A 19,208-nucleotide genomic window follows, 5' to 3' on the forward strand; every position below is an offset into this window, starting at 1 on the left:
CGGTGCAGATTACAAAATTTATGTCGCTGGTAATTGTTATCTTTACATCAAAACTCCGACCTACGAATACTTTTCGCAAGCCGGAGCACTTTTTTATTCTTTAGTTAAAGTTCTTAGGGAAGATGCTTGTACTCTTCTGTAAGAGTGCCACAGTAATCTTACCAGCCTCTGCTCTAGTCAACTTACCCTTCGGGTTAAAGTTATAGACGGGCTTCTTTTGGCCTGTAACGGTCACAGCGCTTCCTTCCATAATCTTAGCTTTAGATATAGCTTCAATTGCAGGACGTGAGTAGAAATCCATGTTACTTGTATCAACAAATGATTTGCTTAAGCTTGCCAGCAGTTTACTGTCATTCAAAGACATCTTGAGTTTCAACGCCCTAGCTATCATTACTGCGGCTTGTTCACGTGTTAAGGCTTGATCAGGCCCAAAGAAGCCATCACTGAGGCCTGTAACAATACCTGCCCTAGCAGCTGTCTCAATGTGTTTGAAATCCCATGTGGCCGCGACGGCTTCTGGCACAATATCAAAGAAGGTTTGTTTATTAGCATCATAGTTCAAAGGAATACTTAATGATTTCACCAACAATGTAGCGAATTCACCACGAGTGGTCAAATCATCGGCTCCGAATGCATCTGCTCGAAGATTAGTCATAAATCCTTTGGAATACAATCCATTCATTATATTTCTGCCCCATGGATGATTCGTAATATCAACAAAACCACGGCGCAGCTTCATAACAGTGTAATAACCAAATTCATCGAATGGAACGGTGATGGTATGTTTTTTCGTATCTACGACCCCGCCTAAGTTCTCCCACTTGCCTGAATCTGTATATCGGAATACTGTAATAGTCGATCCCACTTCATCCACAATGCTGGAGTTGAAAGTAAGCGTCAATTCACCACGTTGGGAAGGTACGATTTTTCTCGTTTGACTATACTGTGTAAAGTATCCAGTCTTTCCACTTGCATCCACGAAATGCGGGGTAACCCCGTTGGTCTCAAGATTAACGCCATCATTTCCTAGACCCCCACTAAGCCAATAGATATCCGATACTCTCGAAAAGTTATTAGTAGAAACGGTTGATGTAAAGCGTAGAGCAAGATCCTGTGGAATCACAAGCTGCCCGCCCCCGCCTTCGGTTCTGTCGTCACTACCCGTTACGTTGATAATGTTCCCGTAATCATTCTTACGTTCAACAACGCCATCAGCGGGATCCGCGATACCAAACAACAGTTTTGTATTAGGATAATATTTTGCAGCACCAGAGCTAGTATATCCCTTCATAATCGTACCTTTAGGGAAGTTCAATTCCAAGGTTTTATTAAAGACACTATACTTCGTAGCTACCTTCTCCGCCATATATTGTGTATCAATCTGCACAGCACTGGCATAATACACATTTATGGTATCGCTTATTGTGGAGTTAGCACGAACCACTTGTATCTTAATAGGATTCGATTTGTCTGCTTTTAAACCCACATAATCATAGGTGAAGCGATCTTGATTTGGCAAATCCGTACGTTTAATTGCTTCTTCTTTGCCAATTATTACTTTAGTGGCACCTTCAGCCTCAATATCAAAACGAACAAAGTTTTTGTTAACAACAATTTGCTCACCTACCGTCGCTACAGGTGACAGAAGACGATATGGAGCAACTTCCCGCACTACTTCAAGACGTTGTGTAGTTCTTGCTCCTGTTTTGTTAATAAGCTCTAGGGTATAAACTTGACTTCCTGGGGCATCAAATTTAATGTCACGTAATCTTAAAATAAAGTTTTTAGCACTGCCAATGTAGTCATAGTACAGACCATTTGCAGCCACTTCATCAGGATAACGTTTAGGACCAATAGGTCCAGCGGATTCCGTACCGTCAATTAGCAGCTTATCTTGCCCCGTCGAAGTAAACACCAAAGTAGAGCCCTGATAAAGATTCAGCGTTGTAGCACCACTACCTTGTAGTACCAAGTCGAATTTATCTTTGCTTGTTGTATATTTTTCATCCTTATATACAATCTCAGCTGGCAATGCCAGCATGGCATTACGCTCGACTTCATTAGAAAGGGTTGTAGTTGTAAATGGTAAACGATTATCCCCTAAAGTAGGATGGAATTGTTTTACCCCAGAAATATTGGTATCAATGATGTAGATTTTAAGTTCTTTTTTGATAATACGTTGGTTACCAGCATTATCTCTTGAGACTCCAGTAAATACGATTTTATTCTCACCGTATACCAGGGGTCCCGTCTGACTGATTATCACAGTGAAATTAAAAGTTGTTTTATTTACTGTTGAGTTTTTTTCTACTTCAAGCTTAAAAGGATTGCTAGTTAATGAGTTACTGTCTGTGCCGTTAATTTGCACTTGTGCATTTTCTATATTTTCGAACCCGATATATTCCCCCGAAACATTAAGTTTTCTTTCTACACTGGAATCGAATTCGTAGGTCTGACCATCTTGCAGATTACTTACATATATATAGTTTTTCGATACATATGAAATATCAGCATTATAGAAGGATTCTGATCCTTTATAACGGAATTGTACCTTTTGTTGACCATTAGAGAACCCTGATATTTTATAAATATATTCATTTGTTCCTGTGCCTGCAGTTACATAAACTATGGATAGTGGTTTATTACTCAATGGCAAATAGTTTGCAGTTATATCTGCCGGGGTTGTTGATCTATTTGTCTTCGCCATTATATAGAAACTATCCGTCTCTAACTGTTGGCCATTCAATGGCAATTTAGAGATATTGGTAAGATCACCTGAGCCTGTATATCCAGGAAGGTAGTACATTTCTGTTATAACAGTCTCATTTTTCAAAAATTTATATGAATAAAGATGAGAACTGCTGTGGCTGCCATAATCGACAGACAATTTAAAGTCATTTACACCCGCCAAGATTTCTAAATCAGCTGCAGTCTTAAATTTAACCAATTTATACGTTGGAGTAACGCCATCAGGACCAGGAATTGTTAATTCTTCTGTCACAGCACTAATCGTTACAACTTTTTCGGAACTATTACCTTTATTAAGAGTTAGCACAGCATTTGTTGCAAACGGAGCCACGTTATATGGAACTAAGATCTGTCCAGTAAAACCTGCAACACTTGGAGTCAAATCAGCAGTCAACGTAGGCACATTATCATTTAAGATATTATAGTCCGCATTGTCGTGGTTGATGTTCAAAGAAGCGTACGGTTGATCCTTATCAAAGAAATATACGGATCTGTCTATTGTTATTGAATCCGAAGCATTTTGAATAACAATCTTAAGCGTACTTAATCCCGGACTCAAGTTCAGCGCGGGTGTGAAAAATGTTCCGTCTTCCAATAGGGAAGTTTGTAATGCAGTTCCTCCATTCACGGAGACACTGACTTTAGTGGCATTCGTTACTTTACCTTGAAGAGTAACTGTAGATACTGGTACGACAACCTGTGTTCCTTCATTTAAATTAAGCGCAGAAGGACCACCCAAAACTTTTAATTCTGTTACATAGGGAACTTTATCGTAAAGAACATAAAATGATTCTGAACGTTGGAGATTCCCTTGCATACCAGAAAAGGTCACCTTATTAAAACCTGTATACAAAACAAGACCAGATGCTACAAAACGATTATCTGGGCTATTGGTATCTGTTGTTACCGCTCCCGTAGTCAGGTGAGTAGCATCTGTTACCCATTTATTAGATTGACTATCTTTTGTAAGCTGCTCTACAGTAACCTTCATCGTGGAAGATGTTACCTGAGAGTAGGTTCCTGTAATTGAAAAGGTAGGGCTACTTACTTTGTAAACACTAGAACGGTCAATAAGTCCCTCAGGATTAGGATTAGCTGTTGTTGCTACAACATCCTGTTTCAACAGAACAGTATTCCGTAATGTGAGATCATCCGGACTGAAGAAAGTCGTGGAGCTCGTGGTAGCCGCTGCCGCTATGGGCGTGTATTTACCTGGGAACATAGAAACGATCAAAGCCGCCAGCATCAGCCAAACGAACGGTCTCTTAAAGCGTTGCATGTGTTATATCTCTCCTTTGAGTATAAATTCTCGTAAACCTTCACTTTGTTCTTTATCGGTCATAGGAAGCGATATTTTTAGGGAAAACAACAAAAAACTCATCCGAAAAGGGATGAGTTTTGTTAGTTATAGAAAATATTAGAATAATACCATTAATAAATTAAGATTTGGAACCTCTTTCCGGATTAGCCTTCATACGAATTCTTAAAAAGAAATCAATCAGCGGACGTTTAGTCTTACCGATCAAACCTGTAACTTCCGCACCGATCTGCAAGAAGAAGAGCATGATGCAGATGACTACAAAGGTAACCCAGTTCGCCTCGTAAAGAGCGGCAGAGGATTGAATAACAGCTAAAACTCCGAAAAATGCAGCAATACCATAAATAATGAGCACAGTCTGACGATGACTAAAGCCTAGCTCGCGAAGGCAATGATGCAAGTGACCTTTATCTGGTGCAAAGATTGGTTTCTTCTGCAGCTTACGGCGCACGATCGCAAAGAACGTGTCCGACAACGGTACACCAATAATAAGCAAAGGTGTAATAAACGAAACCACGGCAATCTGTTTAAACCCTAGCAAAGCAAGTAAAGCTAAGCAGAAGCCTAAGAACAGCGATCCCGTATCCCCCATGAAAATCTTGGCGGGATGGAAGTTGAAGAACAAGAATCCGATTATGCTGCCCAGAAGCAACAGGCATAACATGGCAACCATCGTGTTACCCATCAAGAAAGCCATTACCGCAATCGTAGCAATCGCAATCCCTGATACACCAGCAGCAAGCCCGTCCAACCCGTCAATCAGGTTAACAGCATTGGTGACACCAACAATCCAGAAAATCGTAAGCGGGATAGCAATCCAGCTTTCCAATGAAGAATACGTATTGTTAAATGGAATATTCACAAAATCTACAGTAATACCAAAACCGAAAACTACAATACATGCTGCAACAATTTGGCCCAGCAGCTTCAACTTTGCTGATAATTCAAATCGGTCATCCAAACCTCCGATAAGTACAATCAGTCCGCCGCCACACAGCAGCGCTTTGATGAAGTTGGCCTCCCGCGGAGTGAACTCATATGGAATAATCGGCAATACGGCAAGCAGGCCTAACACAAACGCCAGAAAAATAGCTAATCCGCCAAGGCGGGGCATAATTTTCGTGTGCACTTTACGAGCATTCGGCACATCTGTCGCACCAATCTTAATGGCGAATTTTTTCACCAAAGGTGTGAGGCCAAGTGCGAGTCCCATGCATACGATAAATCCAGCGATGTATATGATTAACATTTGATCAGTCGACCCCCATTTCTCTACCGCATTGAATTATACGCTGTTACAAAAACAAATTCCAATCCCTTTTTTAGGCTATTCATCTGATTTTCTAGGTGAATATCGGCATTTGACTAGACTTTTGTTACTTTATCTTTCTCACGCACCACTTTTAATGCGAATTTCGGCAACGCAAGCATTCTTTTGTACCGCGTAGGCTCTTTTAATAAACGGTACAACCATTCAATTCTCATTTTTTGGAAAACTTTTGGCGCTCTCTTGCTCTTGCCAGAAATTACATCAAAGCTGCCGCCGACCCCCATCATGATCGGAACACCTAACTTGGATTTGTGTTTTGCAATCCATGGTTCCTGACTATCCGCGCCTCTGGCCACAAATAATAAGTCAGGATTGGTTTTAACAATTCCAGCAATAATTTCATCGTCCGATTCCGGACCAAAATAACCGTCATGATATCCTGCAATAATAACACGCGGATATTGCAATTGTAACCTTTCAGCGGTTTCCTGAATCACCTCAGGTGTAGAACCAAGGAGATATACCTTCCATCCATATCTTTCACCCTGTTGCATCAATTCATGTAACAGGTCAAACCCAGCTACCCGTTCGGTTACAGGCTCCTTACAATAATTAGCAGCCCATACCACACCGGTTCCATCTGGGACAACCAATTCAGCTGACTTCATTATCTCCATATAAGCTGGATCTTCCAAAGCAGCCATAACCATAATCGGATTAGCTGTAATCACTTGATGCGGGATACGGGTATGAACCGCCTCTGTCAAATAAGCAACAGTTGCTGCCATATCCACCTTGGAGACTCTAATCCCAAAAATAGGAACTGTAGGTACCGCGCTTTCTGCTTTCACTTTAGATCATCCTTTATGGTGGAAATATTCTACGATTTGCCGTGCTGGAGCCCCTGCTTCTTGAATCAACGAGGAGAGGATCGTCTCCCGCTCATTTCTCCATCCCTCTGTTGTTTCCAAAAGATGGCCTATCTCAGCAGCAACTTGTCCAGCATCTAATGATTGGGTCGTGCCCACAGGCTGACACCGAACTCTGTCTAGAAAATGATCAATTTTCGGATCATAAGAGATACCAATCAGCGGAACTCGCCGCCCTGCGGCATAAATCAGGCTATGAAGACGCATTCCGATCAGCACTTCACATTGCCCTACTTCCCGCAGCATGTGTTGCGGATGACTGGCATCTTCACAAATACTGACCTGACCCCCATGCTGGCTTATATTTTCTTCCAGCTTCTCCATCACATAACGTGAGGCTTCAATATCAGATGGAAGATGAAACGGAAGGAATCTTAAATGCAATGGTTTCTCAAGATTCGCCTTAATCAAGCCTTGAGCAAGAGCGTCCAGCTCCTTGCGATCTTGTTCCCAATAACGTACCGAAATACCTACTACCGGAAGTGAATCTGAAGACTCTGGTAATTCAGCAGCATCAGTATCATCAGGTAAAGATAAGCCCATCACCGGGTCAGGAACAACCTCTATGTTCTTCTGTTCTAATCCCATAGAAAGTAAAAGCTCGCGGGATTGTTCATCCCGCACAGAGATATAGGTACATTTGCGAAACACTGATTTGATTAATGGGTGGAAAAGCTTACGATTCACAGGTCCGATACCTTGAGCATAAATAAAGGTCGGTTTACCCATCCACTGCGCAAGCTTGATAATACCTAAATAGTAAGGAATACTCTTGCTTCCTGTTACATCTTGCAGCAAGCTACCTCCACCGCTGATCAGACCAGAACTCTCATAAATAGCTTGACGGACTTCAACCAGCTTCATCCGGTGCACAGATTTCACTCCATATGTGGCGCTAGTCCACTCAGGATCGATGGACAAGACAATGGGTTCGATCTCTATACCTGCAGCTTGAGAATGTTGTTGCAGTGCAATCAATATAGATTGCAGTACCGCCTCATCCCCGCTGTTATGGAAACCGTAATAACCGGAAATAACTATCTTTTTAGGAGTGGCGACCATCGTTTCCAACACCCTTCTGCAATTTGCCATACGATTACGGCAATCACACCAATGATCAGTCCTAATCCAAGACCGAGCAAGCCACGAATGAGCGAGATCAGAACTGGCGAGTGAATATGTGCAAAGGTATCCACCATGGAGAGCTGACCGATTACAGCAATAATCATGATAAACGCTGCATTCCGATATCTAAAGGCCAAGAATGCACCAAGAATTAATAACGGATGCGCTAGCAAAAACTCTTTATTACGCGGTCGAACGCCAACCGTATTTTCCAAGAAGGTACGTAAAACCATTTCCAGCGGACTCACACTGCCACCGTTACCTGTACGGGTCATGTAATAATAACCAACAACCGCCAAAACAAAGGCAATGATAATCATCGCAAATGTGATTGGTGTCCGCAGCAGCTTACCTGTCTTGTTAAAGACAAAATCCCCACGATACAAAAGCACGTAAAGTGCCACAAGACCGATAGGCGCCATATGAAGCAGACTGACACCACGGAACTGGTTGAGAACCAGGCTATAAGTAACATTATTAAGCAGTGCTATCATAAACGGCACAGCGCTCAAAGAGATCAGTGAAGTCTTAAAATAAAGCACTAAACTATGTGTAAACCGGCGTTGCGGGCTCATAGCCTTATAGGTAAGGGGATTGCTCCGTAGAGGTGGCCCCATTTCATTAACCTTACGAATGGCAAGCACAACGGCAAGCGTTGGTGCACTTATCGCAGCGGCAAGCGCGAGCGCTTGTTCAAACATTTCAGGCTTCACTAGCATCAGGCCTGCACTTCCAATCAGACCTAACACCCAGGCAGCAAGCGTGAGCTGTGGAATGAAGTAAGAGACCAGCAGAGCCACTAAAGACACTGCTCCAACCACCGCAACTAGCTTAAAGTAACGTTGATAAGAGGAATCTACAACCTCAAATGCCGTAGCTTGTCCCAGTTTAAATCCATTGTCTTTAATCTGCTCAACAGCTCCGCCTGGTTCGCTTAGGCTGGTAATAAGGTTATCTAATGTATCTGTAACCTGTGCCTTAGCAGTATTTCTTGCAGGAATCGTGTTTAAGTAGATCATGCGGATATTCCGATCCTTTGTTGCCAGAGCGAAACGGTCCGAAATCACTTTTGGATCTAAGGCAGAATCTCCCTCACTAAGGGAATATAAACGTGTCACATTATAATCCAGCAAATAAGCGAGCCTGTTAAAGCCCTTTTGCTGTTTCTTAATATTCTCAATTGCTGCAATCCCCATTCCACGTTCTTTAAGGAGATTAGCAAAGTCAGTGATACTGCCAGTATCGGCATCATCATTAAACCCTTTAACAGACTCACCTTCAAATAGAATCCGTTTAACACCCAATTCCTCATAACGATCCAACAGCTTCTTTACCGTGGCTTCATTATAAGTCAGAGAATCCACAAGACGAGGTACAATACTGAATCCCTTGTTGTGCAGCATCTCCAATGTAAATGGATCGGGCTGGAGCGGCTTCAATGTAGCATCTTCTAGCGGGGTCTCAATGATAAGACCCTGCTGTCCGCGGAAACTCCAGTCTCTTGAATTAATCCCAAGATTACTAAATGCTTCTTTAATTACAGGCGCTAAAGTATCGCTGTAATCAGCACTGGTAAAAAGAATATAGGTATAGTTCTCATTTTCAGGAATGATCGTGTCCGTAAGATTAGCTATATCAGCCGCACCCCATATCATCAGACGACGCGCCTTACGATAATCTTCCAGTGTGCTTTCGTAAATCGCCATACTCTGAACACCCGCGTCTTTAAGGCGATCTAACTGCTCGGAAATATAATCTTGTGGATTTGCACGATAGCTGGCTACATCAACCAGATCACGATAATCAAATACAAATTCTACTGTCTTGGAAGACTTCTCCGTCTGCAGTCGATCATAGACCACAGGCAAGGCTGCTATAACGCCAACCACAACTATGATCCACAGCCACTTTCGGGAAGTAATATTCCAACGTTGCCATTTTTGCCGCACCAAAAGTACCTCCTCTTTCGCTTTAAAAACTCTTTTAACAAAAGTAGAAACGGATCGTCATCCTTTTAGAGACGGTACCCGTTTCTACATAAAATATAATTCACAATATAGAAGGCACTCTATATTTATTATTGTCCCCCGTCAACGCGAGCCATAACTTGTTTCGACAGTGCAGCAACCTTATCCTTAGCATTCTGCAGGGAGTCACCCACTACTGCAAAATAAACTTTAATCTTAGGTTCTGTGCCGGAAGGGCGCAGGCAGAACCAAGATCCGTCAGCCAGCAAATACTTCAGTACATTTTCCTTCGGCAGTCCATTTAAGCCCAGGGAATAATCTTGAATTTCTGTTACGGCAGATCCAGCAATTTCTTGTGGTGCATTAGAACGCCAATCATTCATGATTCCTTGAATTTGCGCAACGCCATCTTTGCCTTTCAGCGTACGGGACTCCAAGCTTTCCAAGAAGTATCCGAACTGCTCGTACAATTCCTGAAGAACATCATATAATGTTTTGCCTTGAGCTTTATAATAAGCACCTGCTTCAGCGATAAGCATAGCAGCAAGAACAGCATCCTTATCACGAGCATAATTGCCTGCAAGATAACCATAGCTTTCTTCATATCCGAAAAGATATGTGTATTCTCCGGATTGTTCGAACTGCGTCATCTTTTCTCCAATATATTTGAAGCCAGTCAGCGTATTAAATACAGTTGCACCATAATGAGAAGCTACAGCAGCCCCCATTTCGCTAGTAACGATAGTCTTTACAACCGCACCATTGCGAGGCAGCTTTCCTTGTTCCTGCAAACGACTCAAATAGTAATGAATCATCAGTGCTCCGGATTGATTGCCGGACAGAACAACAAATTTACCTTCATTGTCGCGAACTACCGCACCCATACGGTCTGCATCAGGATCTGTACCAATCAAAAGGTCAGCATTCAACTCTTCGCCCAGCTTCATAGCCAGCGTAAAAGCTTCACGTTCCTCCGGGTTCGGAGATTTCACTGTAGAGAATTCAGAATCCGGCTGCTCTTGCTCAGGTACAACATGCACCTGGGTGAAGCCGATTTTCTCAAGTACACGGCGGACTGGCAAATTACCTGTACCATGCAGCGGAGTGTATACGATTTTGAAGTCTTTTCCAAGCGTAGAGGCAATCTCTTCACTTGCAAGACTGACCGCAGCAACAGTATCAGTAAACGCTTCGTCATCCTTCTCTCCTAGCCAGTGCAACAGCCCTTGAGCTTCAGCTTCTTCTTGCGAAATCCGCTTTACACCATCAAAAGTGTCAACCTCTAGTATGTAAGAAATGACCTTTTCGGCTTCGTGTGGTACAAGCTGTCCGCCTTCCGAATTATAGACCTTATAACCATTGTATTCAGGAGGGTTATGGCTCGCGGTGATTACAATACCACCCGTTGCTTTCAAATAACGCACACTGAATGACAGCTGTGGTGTTGAACGAAGGGAAGTAAACAAATGCGCCTCGATACCATTAGCAGCCAGTACGAGAGCAGCCTCAAGTGTGAATTCAGGCGAGAAGCGGCGAGAGTCATGCGCGATAACAACCGAAGGTCTGCCTTCTCCAGTATGCTTTTCTAGAATATAATTAGCGAAGCCTTGTGTAGCTCTGCCAACAGTATAACGATTGATACGATTGCTGCCCGCACCAATAACCCCACGCAAGCCGCCTGTACCAAACTCTAAGTCTCTGTAAAAACGCTCTTCAAGCTCCTGTGGCTCATTCTCCAGAGCGCGAAGCTCTGCCTTTGTAGCCTCGTCAACAGAAGGGTCCTGCAACCAGCGGGATAATGTGTCTGCCGCTTTTGCACTTAATTGAGTCATATGAATCTCTCCTTTAGATATATTTATAAAAAAATAAAATATTTAGCTCAGAGCAAACATAATTTCTCCAGAGGCTACAACCTTACCTTCAACGGAAGCAGTAGCTTGTCCTTTTCCGATGCTGCCCTTAAGACGGGTGATCTCTACTTCAAGAGTAAGTGTATCGCCCGGTACCACTTGACCACGGAAACGGAATCCGTCCAGCCCAGCTAAAAAACCGATTCGGCCGCGATTAGCCTCTACTCCCAGGATAGCAACCGCACCCACTTGTGCAAGGGCTTCTGTAATCAGTACACCCGGCATTACCGGATAGCCCGGAAAGTGACCTACAAAGAACGGTTCATTGATCGTTACATTTTTGATTCCTACAGCTTTTTTGCCCATTTCAATCTCGATAATTTTGTCCACCAGCAGAAATGGAGGCCGATGGGGGATGATTTCTTGAATTTGGTTGATATCCAGCATTATGACAAAACTCCTTTCGGATGTTGCACATTTTCTTTTATTCTTTGCCGAAATGCATAAAATTAGGCAGGTTCGGTAAAAACTATATTTATCCTTCACCAACTGCAGAAGTGGAGGTTGAGATAAGGGGCTTTCTCCACCGGATGCGGCAGCATGGCGGAGAGGGCCCTTTTTGCTGCCCGAGGCCCCCCACCATTATACATTTTTCAGCATAAAAAAGAAAACTCCCTTGTATAACAAGGGAGTGGTTAAATCATCTTCATTTATGGAGCAAAAACCAAATCATATACATGTCTCCACGTGCTCCACTGCAGAGCATCGCTTAACTCTTTCTTACCCAGGACAACGTAACCGACGGCCAGGCCGCCTCCAAGTGCAGCTACGAGAAGCAAGGGAATAAGAACCCATTGTATCATGGTCCATTTGGAGATCCCTCGTGGAGAGGGTTCTTTCTTCTCTTCCGATTTAACTTTTTCCTGTCGATCCATTCCTTCACCTCTACGCGCGCATGTTATTGGCTAGACCAAACATCTGATCACTGGACGAAAGTGCCCGAGCTACGAGTTGATACGTGCGTTGAATCTGCATCATTTCTGTCATTTCTGAGGTCATATCGACATTCGACTGCTCCAGCCATCCTGAGCGCACTCCAATTCCAGATGCCTCGCCTGCCGCTCTTTGTACAAAAGCCTGCTGTGCTGTAACTCCATCTGCAAGCATATAGAAATTCCCGTCGACAGCCTTTAAGGCATTCTGTGTCTTAGGTTCTACTATCATTATAGTACCCGCTACCTGAACAGGTCCATTCTCCGTCTTTTTCGTTAACACACGACCGGATTCATCGATAGCAGCATTCACACCTACAGGAACCGTTAGAGGTTTGCCCTCTGTATTTAAAACGGAGTTTCCTGTGTTATCAACCAATACCATCATCTTGGCATCAGTCGTGTCAGGAATAAAGTGAAAATCACCCTGACGTGTGTACGCCGTAGTACCATTGACCTGAACACCAAAAAGCCCGTTGCCCTGAATGGCTAAGTCGGTCGGACTCCCTGTTTCTTTAAGGGGACCCTCTTCCCAATTCGTTGAGATCGAAGGCACATAAGTCCCAAAACCCATATTAAAGCCTAGGGGTGTAGAACGGCCCGGTTGGTCATAATCATCCGATTGCTGTTGTACACGAGTCAGCACGTCCTCAAAAGAGCCCTGCTTGCTCTTATAACCATTGGTATCCATGTTGGCTAGATTATCCGCTATAATATCAAGCCGCTGCTGAAGGCTCGACATGGAGACTGCTGCACTAATCGTTGAGTTGTTCATAGATCAAACCTCCTATAAGCTCTACCTGTAAAGCTCATTTCCTAAGCACTGCCTAAACCCTGCCAACTTCACTTACAGCCTTCTGCAAGCTGCCATCATAATATTGAACAATCTTCTGGTTCGCTTCATAAGCCCGATAGGCGGCATTCAAATCCACAGTAACCTGAGTAGGATCTACATTGGAGCTTTCCAAGTAACCTTGGCGTACTTGCATGTTATCTGTTCCGTTAGAGAAACGGATATCTGCCGCCTCTACATCATCAGCGTGAAATACACCATTACCGTCACGTACAAGCTCCTGTGGCTTTGTTACTACACTCACACCAAGCTTGGTCCCTGTCGGAAGTCCTGTTACTGGATTAAGCAAATTACCCTGCCCGTCCACTTTAAGGGTGTCCTGATTTCCTGTCAAGACAAGGGGCTTGCCTGTGGAATCAAGAACCTTGAAGCCACCACTGCTCAGTACCTCTCCTGTAGCCGCGTTTATTGAGAAGCTCCCATTTCGCGTATACAGATTATTCCCTTCAGCATCCTGTACAGTAAAGAAGGCCTGTGGACGATAAACAACCTCACCCTCAGGGCTTACATATTTGCCCGAACCATCAAAGGAGATATTTTGACCTGTCACAGGATCAGCTACTTGCAAATCCGTAGATAAAGCAAAATCCATGGTCTTGCCGCTCTCCCTTAAATCACCCTGTAAATATTGGGATATCGACTGTTCTGCAAAAACCCCAGTGTTAAGACGCCCCACTGGCTTGGTATTGCCATTACTCATAGCAGAGATCAATACATCCGGAAAAGCATGATTGACACTGTCAACCTGCTTGTACCCCGTTGTATTCAAGTTAGCGATGTTCTGTGTTGCCGTATCATGTCTACGCTGCTGTGTAACCATACCTGCAGCGGCTGTATATAATCCTCTTATCATGAAGGTAGTCCCCTTCCGAATCTTTTGCTACCTTTTATATCGGCTGCTTAGAACTTTTTCTTAACGACCTTGTCCAAATTATCCAGCATTATTCCTGTTCCCTTAACTACACAATGCATCGGGTCTTCCGCTATCCACACCGGAACATGTAATTCTTCCGAGAGGAGCTCGTCCAATCCATTAAGTAAAGCGCCACCACCAGTTAGAACAACACCCCGGTCAATAATATCTGCGGATAGCTCAGGCGGTGTACGTTCCAGAACGGACTTAGCAGCTGCCACAATAGAAGAAACCGGATCCCATAGTGCTTCTTTTACCTCGCCTGAAGTAATAGTGAGCGTCTGAGGGAGTCCACTTACCATATCACGACCACGAATATCCATTTCAGCCTGCATCAGGCCTGGACGCACGGTGCCAATTGTAACCTTAATATCCTCTGCCGTACGTTCGCCGATTAACAGCTTATACTTTTGTTTAATATATCTTAAAATGGCCTCATCGAACTTGTCTCCTGCGACTTTAATCGAAGAAGCGGTAACGACGTCGCCCATAGAAAGTACGGCTACATCCGTCGTTCCGCCACCGATATCGACGACCATGTTCCCACTAGGCTGATAAATATCCATTCCCGCTCCGATTGCAGCGGCTTTTGGCTCTTCCTCCATAAAAACTTCCTTAGCCCCGCTCCGCTCCGCCGCTTCCCGTATGGACTTCTGTTCCACAGATGTAATATTTGTAGGGGCGCAAATCAGAATACGGGGCCGTGCGTACCAGGACCGGCCGCCAACGCGGTCGATAAAATACTTAAGCATCATTTCTGTGATTTCAAAATCTGCAATGACACCATCCCGGAGAGGACGGATTGTTATAATATTTCCAGGTGTACGTCCAACCATGCGACGTGCCTGTTCTCCCACCGCAAGGACTCTCTTCGTATCACTTTCAAGTGTGACCACGGAAGGTTCATCCAGAACGACTCCCCTTCCCTTAACATGTATGAGCACATTGGCCGTGCCGAGGTCGATTCCGATATCCTTGCTAAACATAATGAAAGAGCCCCCAAAGTGTTATTTTAATTGAAAAAACAGCAGTTAGTACTAAATTTAAAAATACCATACTTTAGGGGAAGTACACAATGTATTAAAGCTGAATATTTCCTTAAATTTCCGAAAATCTCATGGCTTTGATGCTACAGCAACCTCACGTTTTTTCCCCGTCGATTTTTTATATTTGATTTTTGTGGCTTCTCCCCCCCGAAGATGTCGGATGGACTTGTGATATTCGAGAATGTGCTTCACCTGATCGGCCAGATCAGGGTTGATCTCTGGCAGACGCTCAGTTAAATCTTTATGCACCGTGCTCTTTGAAACGCCAAATTCCTTGGCTATGGTCCGGACCGTATGCCTGGTTTCCACGATGCAGCGTCCGATTTTGATCGTACGTTCCTTGATGTAATCGTGCACGCTCCCGCCTCCCAACTGTGGATAGTTTGGTACATTATATGAGGGGCGGGCTTATATATTCGCGCTTTCAAGACATGACAAGCTATGGAGGGCTCATTTTATTTAATGGACAACCTAATAACCCGTGTTATTAGCATGATGAAAAGCCGTCGCTGTCCCTTTAGGTCAACAACCGTTTCCCGCGTAAACAAAAGGCTCATCACAAACATAACCTTAAAAATCCCTATATACACAAAAAAATAGGGGGCTTTCGCCCCCTGCTATAGAAATTTTTATCGCTGTGGCAGTAAATCCGATGGATTGACTACTTTGCCATCTTCGTACACTTCAAAGTGTACATGATTTCCAAGGTTCTTTTCGATCTCACTGCGACCAGCTGTGGCAAGAGTATCTCCCTGCTTCACTACATCGCCTTGTTTAACTTTTGTTTCACCAAGACTTTGGTATACAGTCTTCAAATTACCTTGATGGGTAATTTCAATCACTTTACCTAATACCGCAACATCTTCCACTCTGGTCACTTCACCGCTGAGCGCTGCTTTGACATCGAACGTATTGTTGTCTTCACGGGCAATATCGATTCCGACATTAGGAATAAATTTGTCGTTATATTGCACCATAGCGGCAACGTGATTGTCCTCTGTACCATTCTCATCATAATACGGCTTAACTACTTCTACTTCACCTGGATTAGCTACTGGCCAAGTCATACTTTCCGTTGAAGCAACAACTTCAAGTGCATCTGGACCTCCGGTTGTTGTACCAGCTTCATTAGCGGAAGTTCCTACTTGCTGCGAAGTGGCGGCAGTGTCCTGGTTGAGCGGCTTTTGGCCGGCATCCTGATAGACCCACACCAAGGTTAGTATAATTGCCGCTGCCGCCGTGTAGACTGCTGGGAATACCCAACGTTTAGATACCAGTCTGTTCCATGAAGAAGGTTTTGCACCAGGTAAATCTCCCTGAGTTTTTTTGAGAGATTCATCTTGGTTTGTTTTGTTTTTGTCTTGTTCATTCATATGGTTATCACCTCAGTAACCAGTGTTACCGGGCTTTTCTCTTTTATACGTATCTTTCAAGTTATTTTTTCAGAAGAGTTGAGATTTGTGTAAATGAGATACCACTATAATAGTGTTTGAGAATTTGGGTAGCTGTTCCACCCTCTTTGGCCATCCCATTTGCCCCCCACTGACTCATCCCTACTCCATGCCCATTTCCAAAGGTCGTGATCAAGATCTTATTCCCCTTACGGCTCCAACTGAATTGGCTGGATCGTAGGCCTAGCTTCTCCCTCACTTCACGTCCAGTAAATATAGAGCCTCCAATTGAGATCTCTTTAATCCGATGTCCAGTGGTAAGAGACAACACTTCCATAGGTAATCTCGAAGATGATGAAATCTTCGTTGTAGTTCCTGAATTAGTAGTATCTTTGGAGGCAGGAATGACTTTATCGTCTAGACCCAATCTAGTAAGTATCTCAGCAACAGTAAAAGTGTTAGTCACCGCATAGTTTGGGGTAATCTCTTTCTCCCAAGGACTCGTCACACTGCGCAGATAGGGAATCGCTGCATTCCAATACTCTTCTGAGTTCTCAGTATATCCTCCACTGGAGGCGAAAAAGGAGGCCGTTATCGGCTGCCCTTTATAAGTCATAATCACTCCGCGCGTCTCAAGGACCGCGCGCTGCAGCTTTGCGAGGTCGGCGCTTCTTCCGCCGAGCTTCCATTGCCGTTCCAGCGTGTCCTTAGATATGTAAGCCTGGTGGCTTACCGTATCGGTTACATCCGCCTCCGGAACGGGTACGCCGCTTCTGTCGCCAGCCACCAGGCGGCGCATGATAAAGGTGCGGGCCGCTACGGCCTGCGCTTTGAGCGCTTCAAGCTCAAAGTCGGCCGGCATCTCGGCCGCAAGCACGCCGCGGACGTAGTCCTCCAGCGGCAATGTCTCTATTTGTCCGCTGTGCGACAAATAGACAGAGACGTTCGGCTGCGGCGCTTCCTGCGCAACCGTCTCCGGCGCCGCCGGAGGGGCCGTGACCGCCGGCACGGCCACAGGCGCCGGTTGTCCCCGGTGTAGCGGGACAACCGCCAGCGGAATCAGCAGCGCCGCCAGGAAAGGCGCTGCGAGCCAGGCGACGGGAATGAGTCGCCTGCGCCGGGGAGCAAGGGGACGCGAATGCCAGCGCGTTGTCTTGTTTCTTCGCAAGTAGCGGAAATCTTTCATCTCTATGGCTCCTTCCGTGAATCACTGGTGATTCTTATAGATATGAAATTACAGCAACTGCTAGAACACAATTTGAGAGAAAGAGAGTTCCTGTCCTCAATCTATTACTAGACCGCAGGCTATTAAATTGCGCACAAAAAAATCCCCATCAGATGAGGATTCCATAAAAAAAGACCAAGCTGCAATCTGCAGCCTGGTCTCTCCTAATGAGTGATATTATACCCAAGTTGGTTGAACCTGAAAGCGTGGTTTAACCTCTTCGGTTTTAGTCGATTCACTCTTGGATACTTCCGGTTTAAGAACTTCATCCTTCACGGTTTGCGCTGAAGTATCCTCCATGGAAATGCGCCAAATTTCCGCACCCAGTCCGGACAGCTTCTCAGCCAAATGAACATACCCGCGGTCAATATGATGAGTTCCGCTTACTTCAGTAGTGCCTTCAGCAACCAGACCTGCCAAAATAAGCGCAGCTCCCGCACGCAGATCCGTAGCACAAACCTTAGCTCCGACCAATTGTGCATTACCTGTAACGATCGCCGAGCGACCTTCGATCTTAATCTCAGCGTTCATATTGTGGAATTCATCCACATGCATAAACCGGTTCTCAAATACGGTTTCTGTAACGACACTGGTACCTTCAGAACGCAGCAATAATGCCATCATTTGCGACTGCATATCCGTAGGAAAACCTGGATACGGCAAAGTCTTCAAATCAACAGCTTTGAGAGGCTTGTCACTGATTACACGAATACCGTTCTCGTCGGGAATAATGGTTACACCCATTTCTTCCATCTTAGCAATAACAGGACCTAAGTGATCTGCAATTGCGCCTTCCACATATACATCGCCACCGGTAATTGCTGCAGCCGCCATGTACGTACCTGCTTCGATACGGTCAGGGATTACATGATGTTTGACCCCATGCAGACGTTCTACCCCTTCAATACGAATAACGCCTGTTCCCGCACCACGCACGATAGCGCCCATACCATTCAAGTAATTAGCTAGGTCTACAATCTCAGGCTCCTTAGCCGCATTCTCGATAACGGTCACGCCTTCAGCTAGTGTAGCTGCCATCATTATATTTTCGGTCGCACCTACGCTTGCTACATCCAAATACACTTTGGCACCGCGCAGGCGTCCGTTGCTTTTCGCTTCAATGTAGCCCTGGCCGAGACTAATCTCCGCACCCAGTGCTTCAAACCCTTTCAAATGCTGATCAATCGGTCGTGTACCAATGGCACAGCCGCCTGGCAGGGAAATTCTTGTCTGACCAAGTCTAGATAACAGTGGGCCCATGACTAAAAAAGACGCCCGCATTTTTCGAACCCATTCATAAGGTGCTTCACAGGAAGTGATGTTTGTAGCATCCACCTGGATAATATCGTTCTGATATGTAACCCCTGCACCCAGAGATTCCAACATTTTTGATATCGTCATCACATCATCAAGCGGAGGTGCGTCTACAATGACGCTTACTCCTTCTTCTGCCAATAGAGAGGCGGCTATGATCGGTAATACGGAATTTTTTGCGCCGCTAACTTTCACGCTCCCGGTCAATCTGTTGCCACCGCGGACGATAAATTTGCTCATTTTCGGTTTCCCTCCGCGTCCATTATT

Annotated in this window: 15 protein-coding genes; all 15 read right to left on the reverse strand. The window is 44.6% G+C overall.

From position 1 onward, the window contains the following. Window positions 1–100 precede the first annotated feature (100 nt). Window positions 101–4,027 (reverse strand): S-layer homology domain-containing protein, encoded by a 3,927-nt coding sequence (locus NYE35_RS29105; RefSeq protein ID WP_341122338.1) that lies wholly within the window; start codon window positions 4,025–4,027, stop codon window positions 101–103. A 160-nt stretch (window positions 4,028–4,187) separates the two neighbouring features. Further along, complete coding sequence (locus NYE35_RS29110; protein ID WP_036681523.1) at window positions 4,188–5,315, reverse strand: glycosyltransferase family 4 protein; 1,128 nt, start codon at window positions 5,313–5,315, stop codon at window positions 4,188–4,190. Between the two features lie 116 nt (window positions 5,316–5,431). Beyond that, window positions 5,432–6,187, reverse strand: coding sequence for a WecB/TagA/CpsF family glycosyltransferase (locus NYE35_RS29115; RefSeq protein WP_036681526.1), 756 nt, complete (start codon window positions 6,185–6,187; stop codon window positions 5,432–5,434). A 6-nt stretch (window positions 6,188–6,193) separates the two neighbouring features. Continuing rightward, a complete protein-coding gene (gene csaB, locus NYE35_RS29120; RefSeq protein ID WP_036681529.1) occupies window positions 6,194–7,327 on the reverse strand; it encodes a polysaccharide pyruvyl transferase CsaB in 1,134 nt (377 codons plus the stop codon). Further along, entirely contained in the window at window positions 7,303–9,339 is a 2,037-nt protein-coding gene (locus NYE35_RS29125; protein ID WP_076106989.1) for a DUF5693 family protein, read from the reverse strand. The genes csaB and NYE35_RS29125 overlap by 25 nt, the downstream gene beginning before the upstream one ends. 128 nt (window positions 9,340–9,467) lie before the next feature. Beyond that, on the reverse strand, window positions 9,468–11,189 hold the full coding sequence (locus tag NYE35_RS29130; protein WP_036681534.1) for a phospho-sugar mutase: 1,722 nt from the start codon (window positions 11,187–11,189) through the stop codon (window positions 9,468–9,470). A gap of 42 nt (window positions 11,190–11,231) precedes the next feature. Beyond that, the gene (gene fabZ, locus NYE35_RS29135) at window positions 11,232–11,654 is read right to left on the reverse strand and encodes a 3-hydroxyacyl-ACP dehydratase FabZ (protein WP_036681536.1); all 423 of its coding nucleotides are present in this window, start codon (window positions 11,652–11,654) and stop codon (window positions 11,232–11,234) included. Window positions 11,655–11,917: 263 nt separating this feature from the next. Further along, on the reverse strand, window positions 11,918–12,142 hold the full coding sequence (locus NYE35_RS29140) for a DNA-directed RNA polymerase subunit beta (RefSeq protein ID WP_036681538.1): 225 nt from the start codon (window positions 12,140–12,142) through the stop codon (window positions 11,918–11,920). 10 nt (window positions 12,143–12,152) lie between these two features. Continuing rightward, a complete protein-coding gene (locus NYE35_RS29145; protein ID WP_038573632.1) occupies window positions 12,153–12,974 on the reverse strand; it encodes a flagellar hook-basal body protein in 822 nt (273 codons plus the stop codon). 52 nt (window positions 12,975–13,026) lie between these two features. Continuing rightward, entirely contained in the window at window positions 13,027–13,905 is an 879-nt protein-coding gene (locus NYE35_RS29150; protein ID WP_038573634.1) for a flagellar hook-basal body protein, read from the reverse strand. 47 nt (window positions 13,906–13,952) lie between these two features. After that, the gene (locus NYE35_RS29155) at window positions 13,953–14,951 is read right to left on the reverse strand and encodes a rod shape-determining protein (protein ID WP_036681546.1); all 999 of its coding nucleotides are present in this window, start codon (window positions 14,949–14,951) and stop codon (window positions 13,953–13,955) included. Between the two features lie 129 nt (window positions 14,952–15,080). Beyond that, window positions 15,081–15,368, reverse strand: a complete 288-nt coding sequence (gene spoIIID / locus NYE35_RS29160; RefSeq protein ID WP_036681548.1) for a sporulation transcriptional regulator SpoIIID — start codon at window positions 15,366–15,368, stop codon at window positions 15,081–15,083. A gap of 272 nt (window positions 15,369–15,640) precedes the next feature. Continuing rightward, entirely contained in the window at window positions 15,641–16,384 is a 744-nt protein-coding gene (locus NYE35_RS29165; protein WP_036681550.1) for a M23 family metallopeptidase, read from the reverse strand. A 61-nt stretch (window positions 16,385–16,445) separates the two neighbouring features. Then, window positions 16,446–17,588, reverse strand: a complete 1,143-nt coding sequence (spoIID, locus tag NYE35_RS29170) for a stage II sporulation protein D (protein ID WP_341122339.1) — start codon at window positions 17,586–17,588, stop codon at window positions 16,446–16,448. Between the two features lie 216 nt (window positions 17,589–17,804). After that, a complete protein-coding gene (murA, locus tag NYE35_RS29175) occupies window positions 17,805–19,181 on the reverse strand; it encodes a UDP-N-acetylglucosamine 1-carboxyvinyltransferase (RefSeq protein WP_036681554.1) in 1,377 nt (458 codons plus the stop codon). Between the last annotated feature and the right edge of the window lie 27 nt (window positions 19,182–19,208).

Origin of the sequence: Paenibacillus sp. FSL L8-0494 (assembly GCF_038003695.1) — a bacterium.
In the GTDB taxonomy this organism is placed as follows: domain Bacteria; phylum Bacillota; class Bacilli; order Paenibacillales; family Paenibacillaceae; genus Paenibacillus_AQ; species Paenibacillus_AQ odorifer.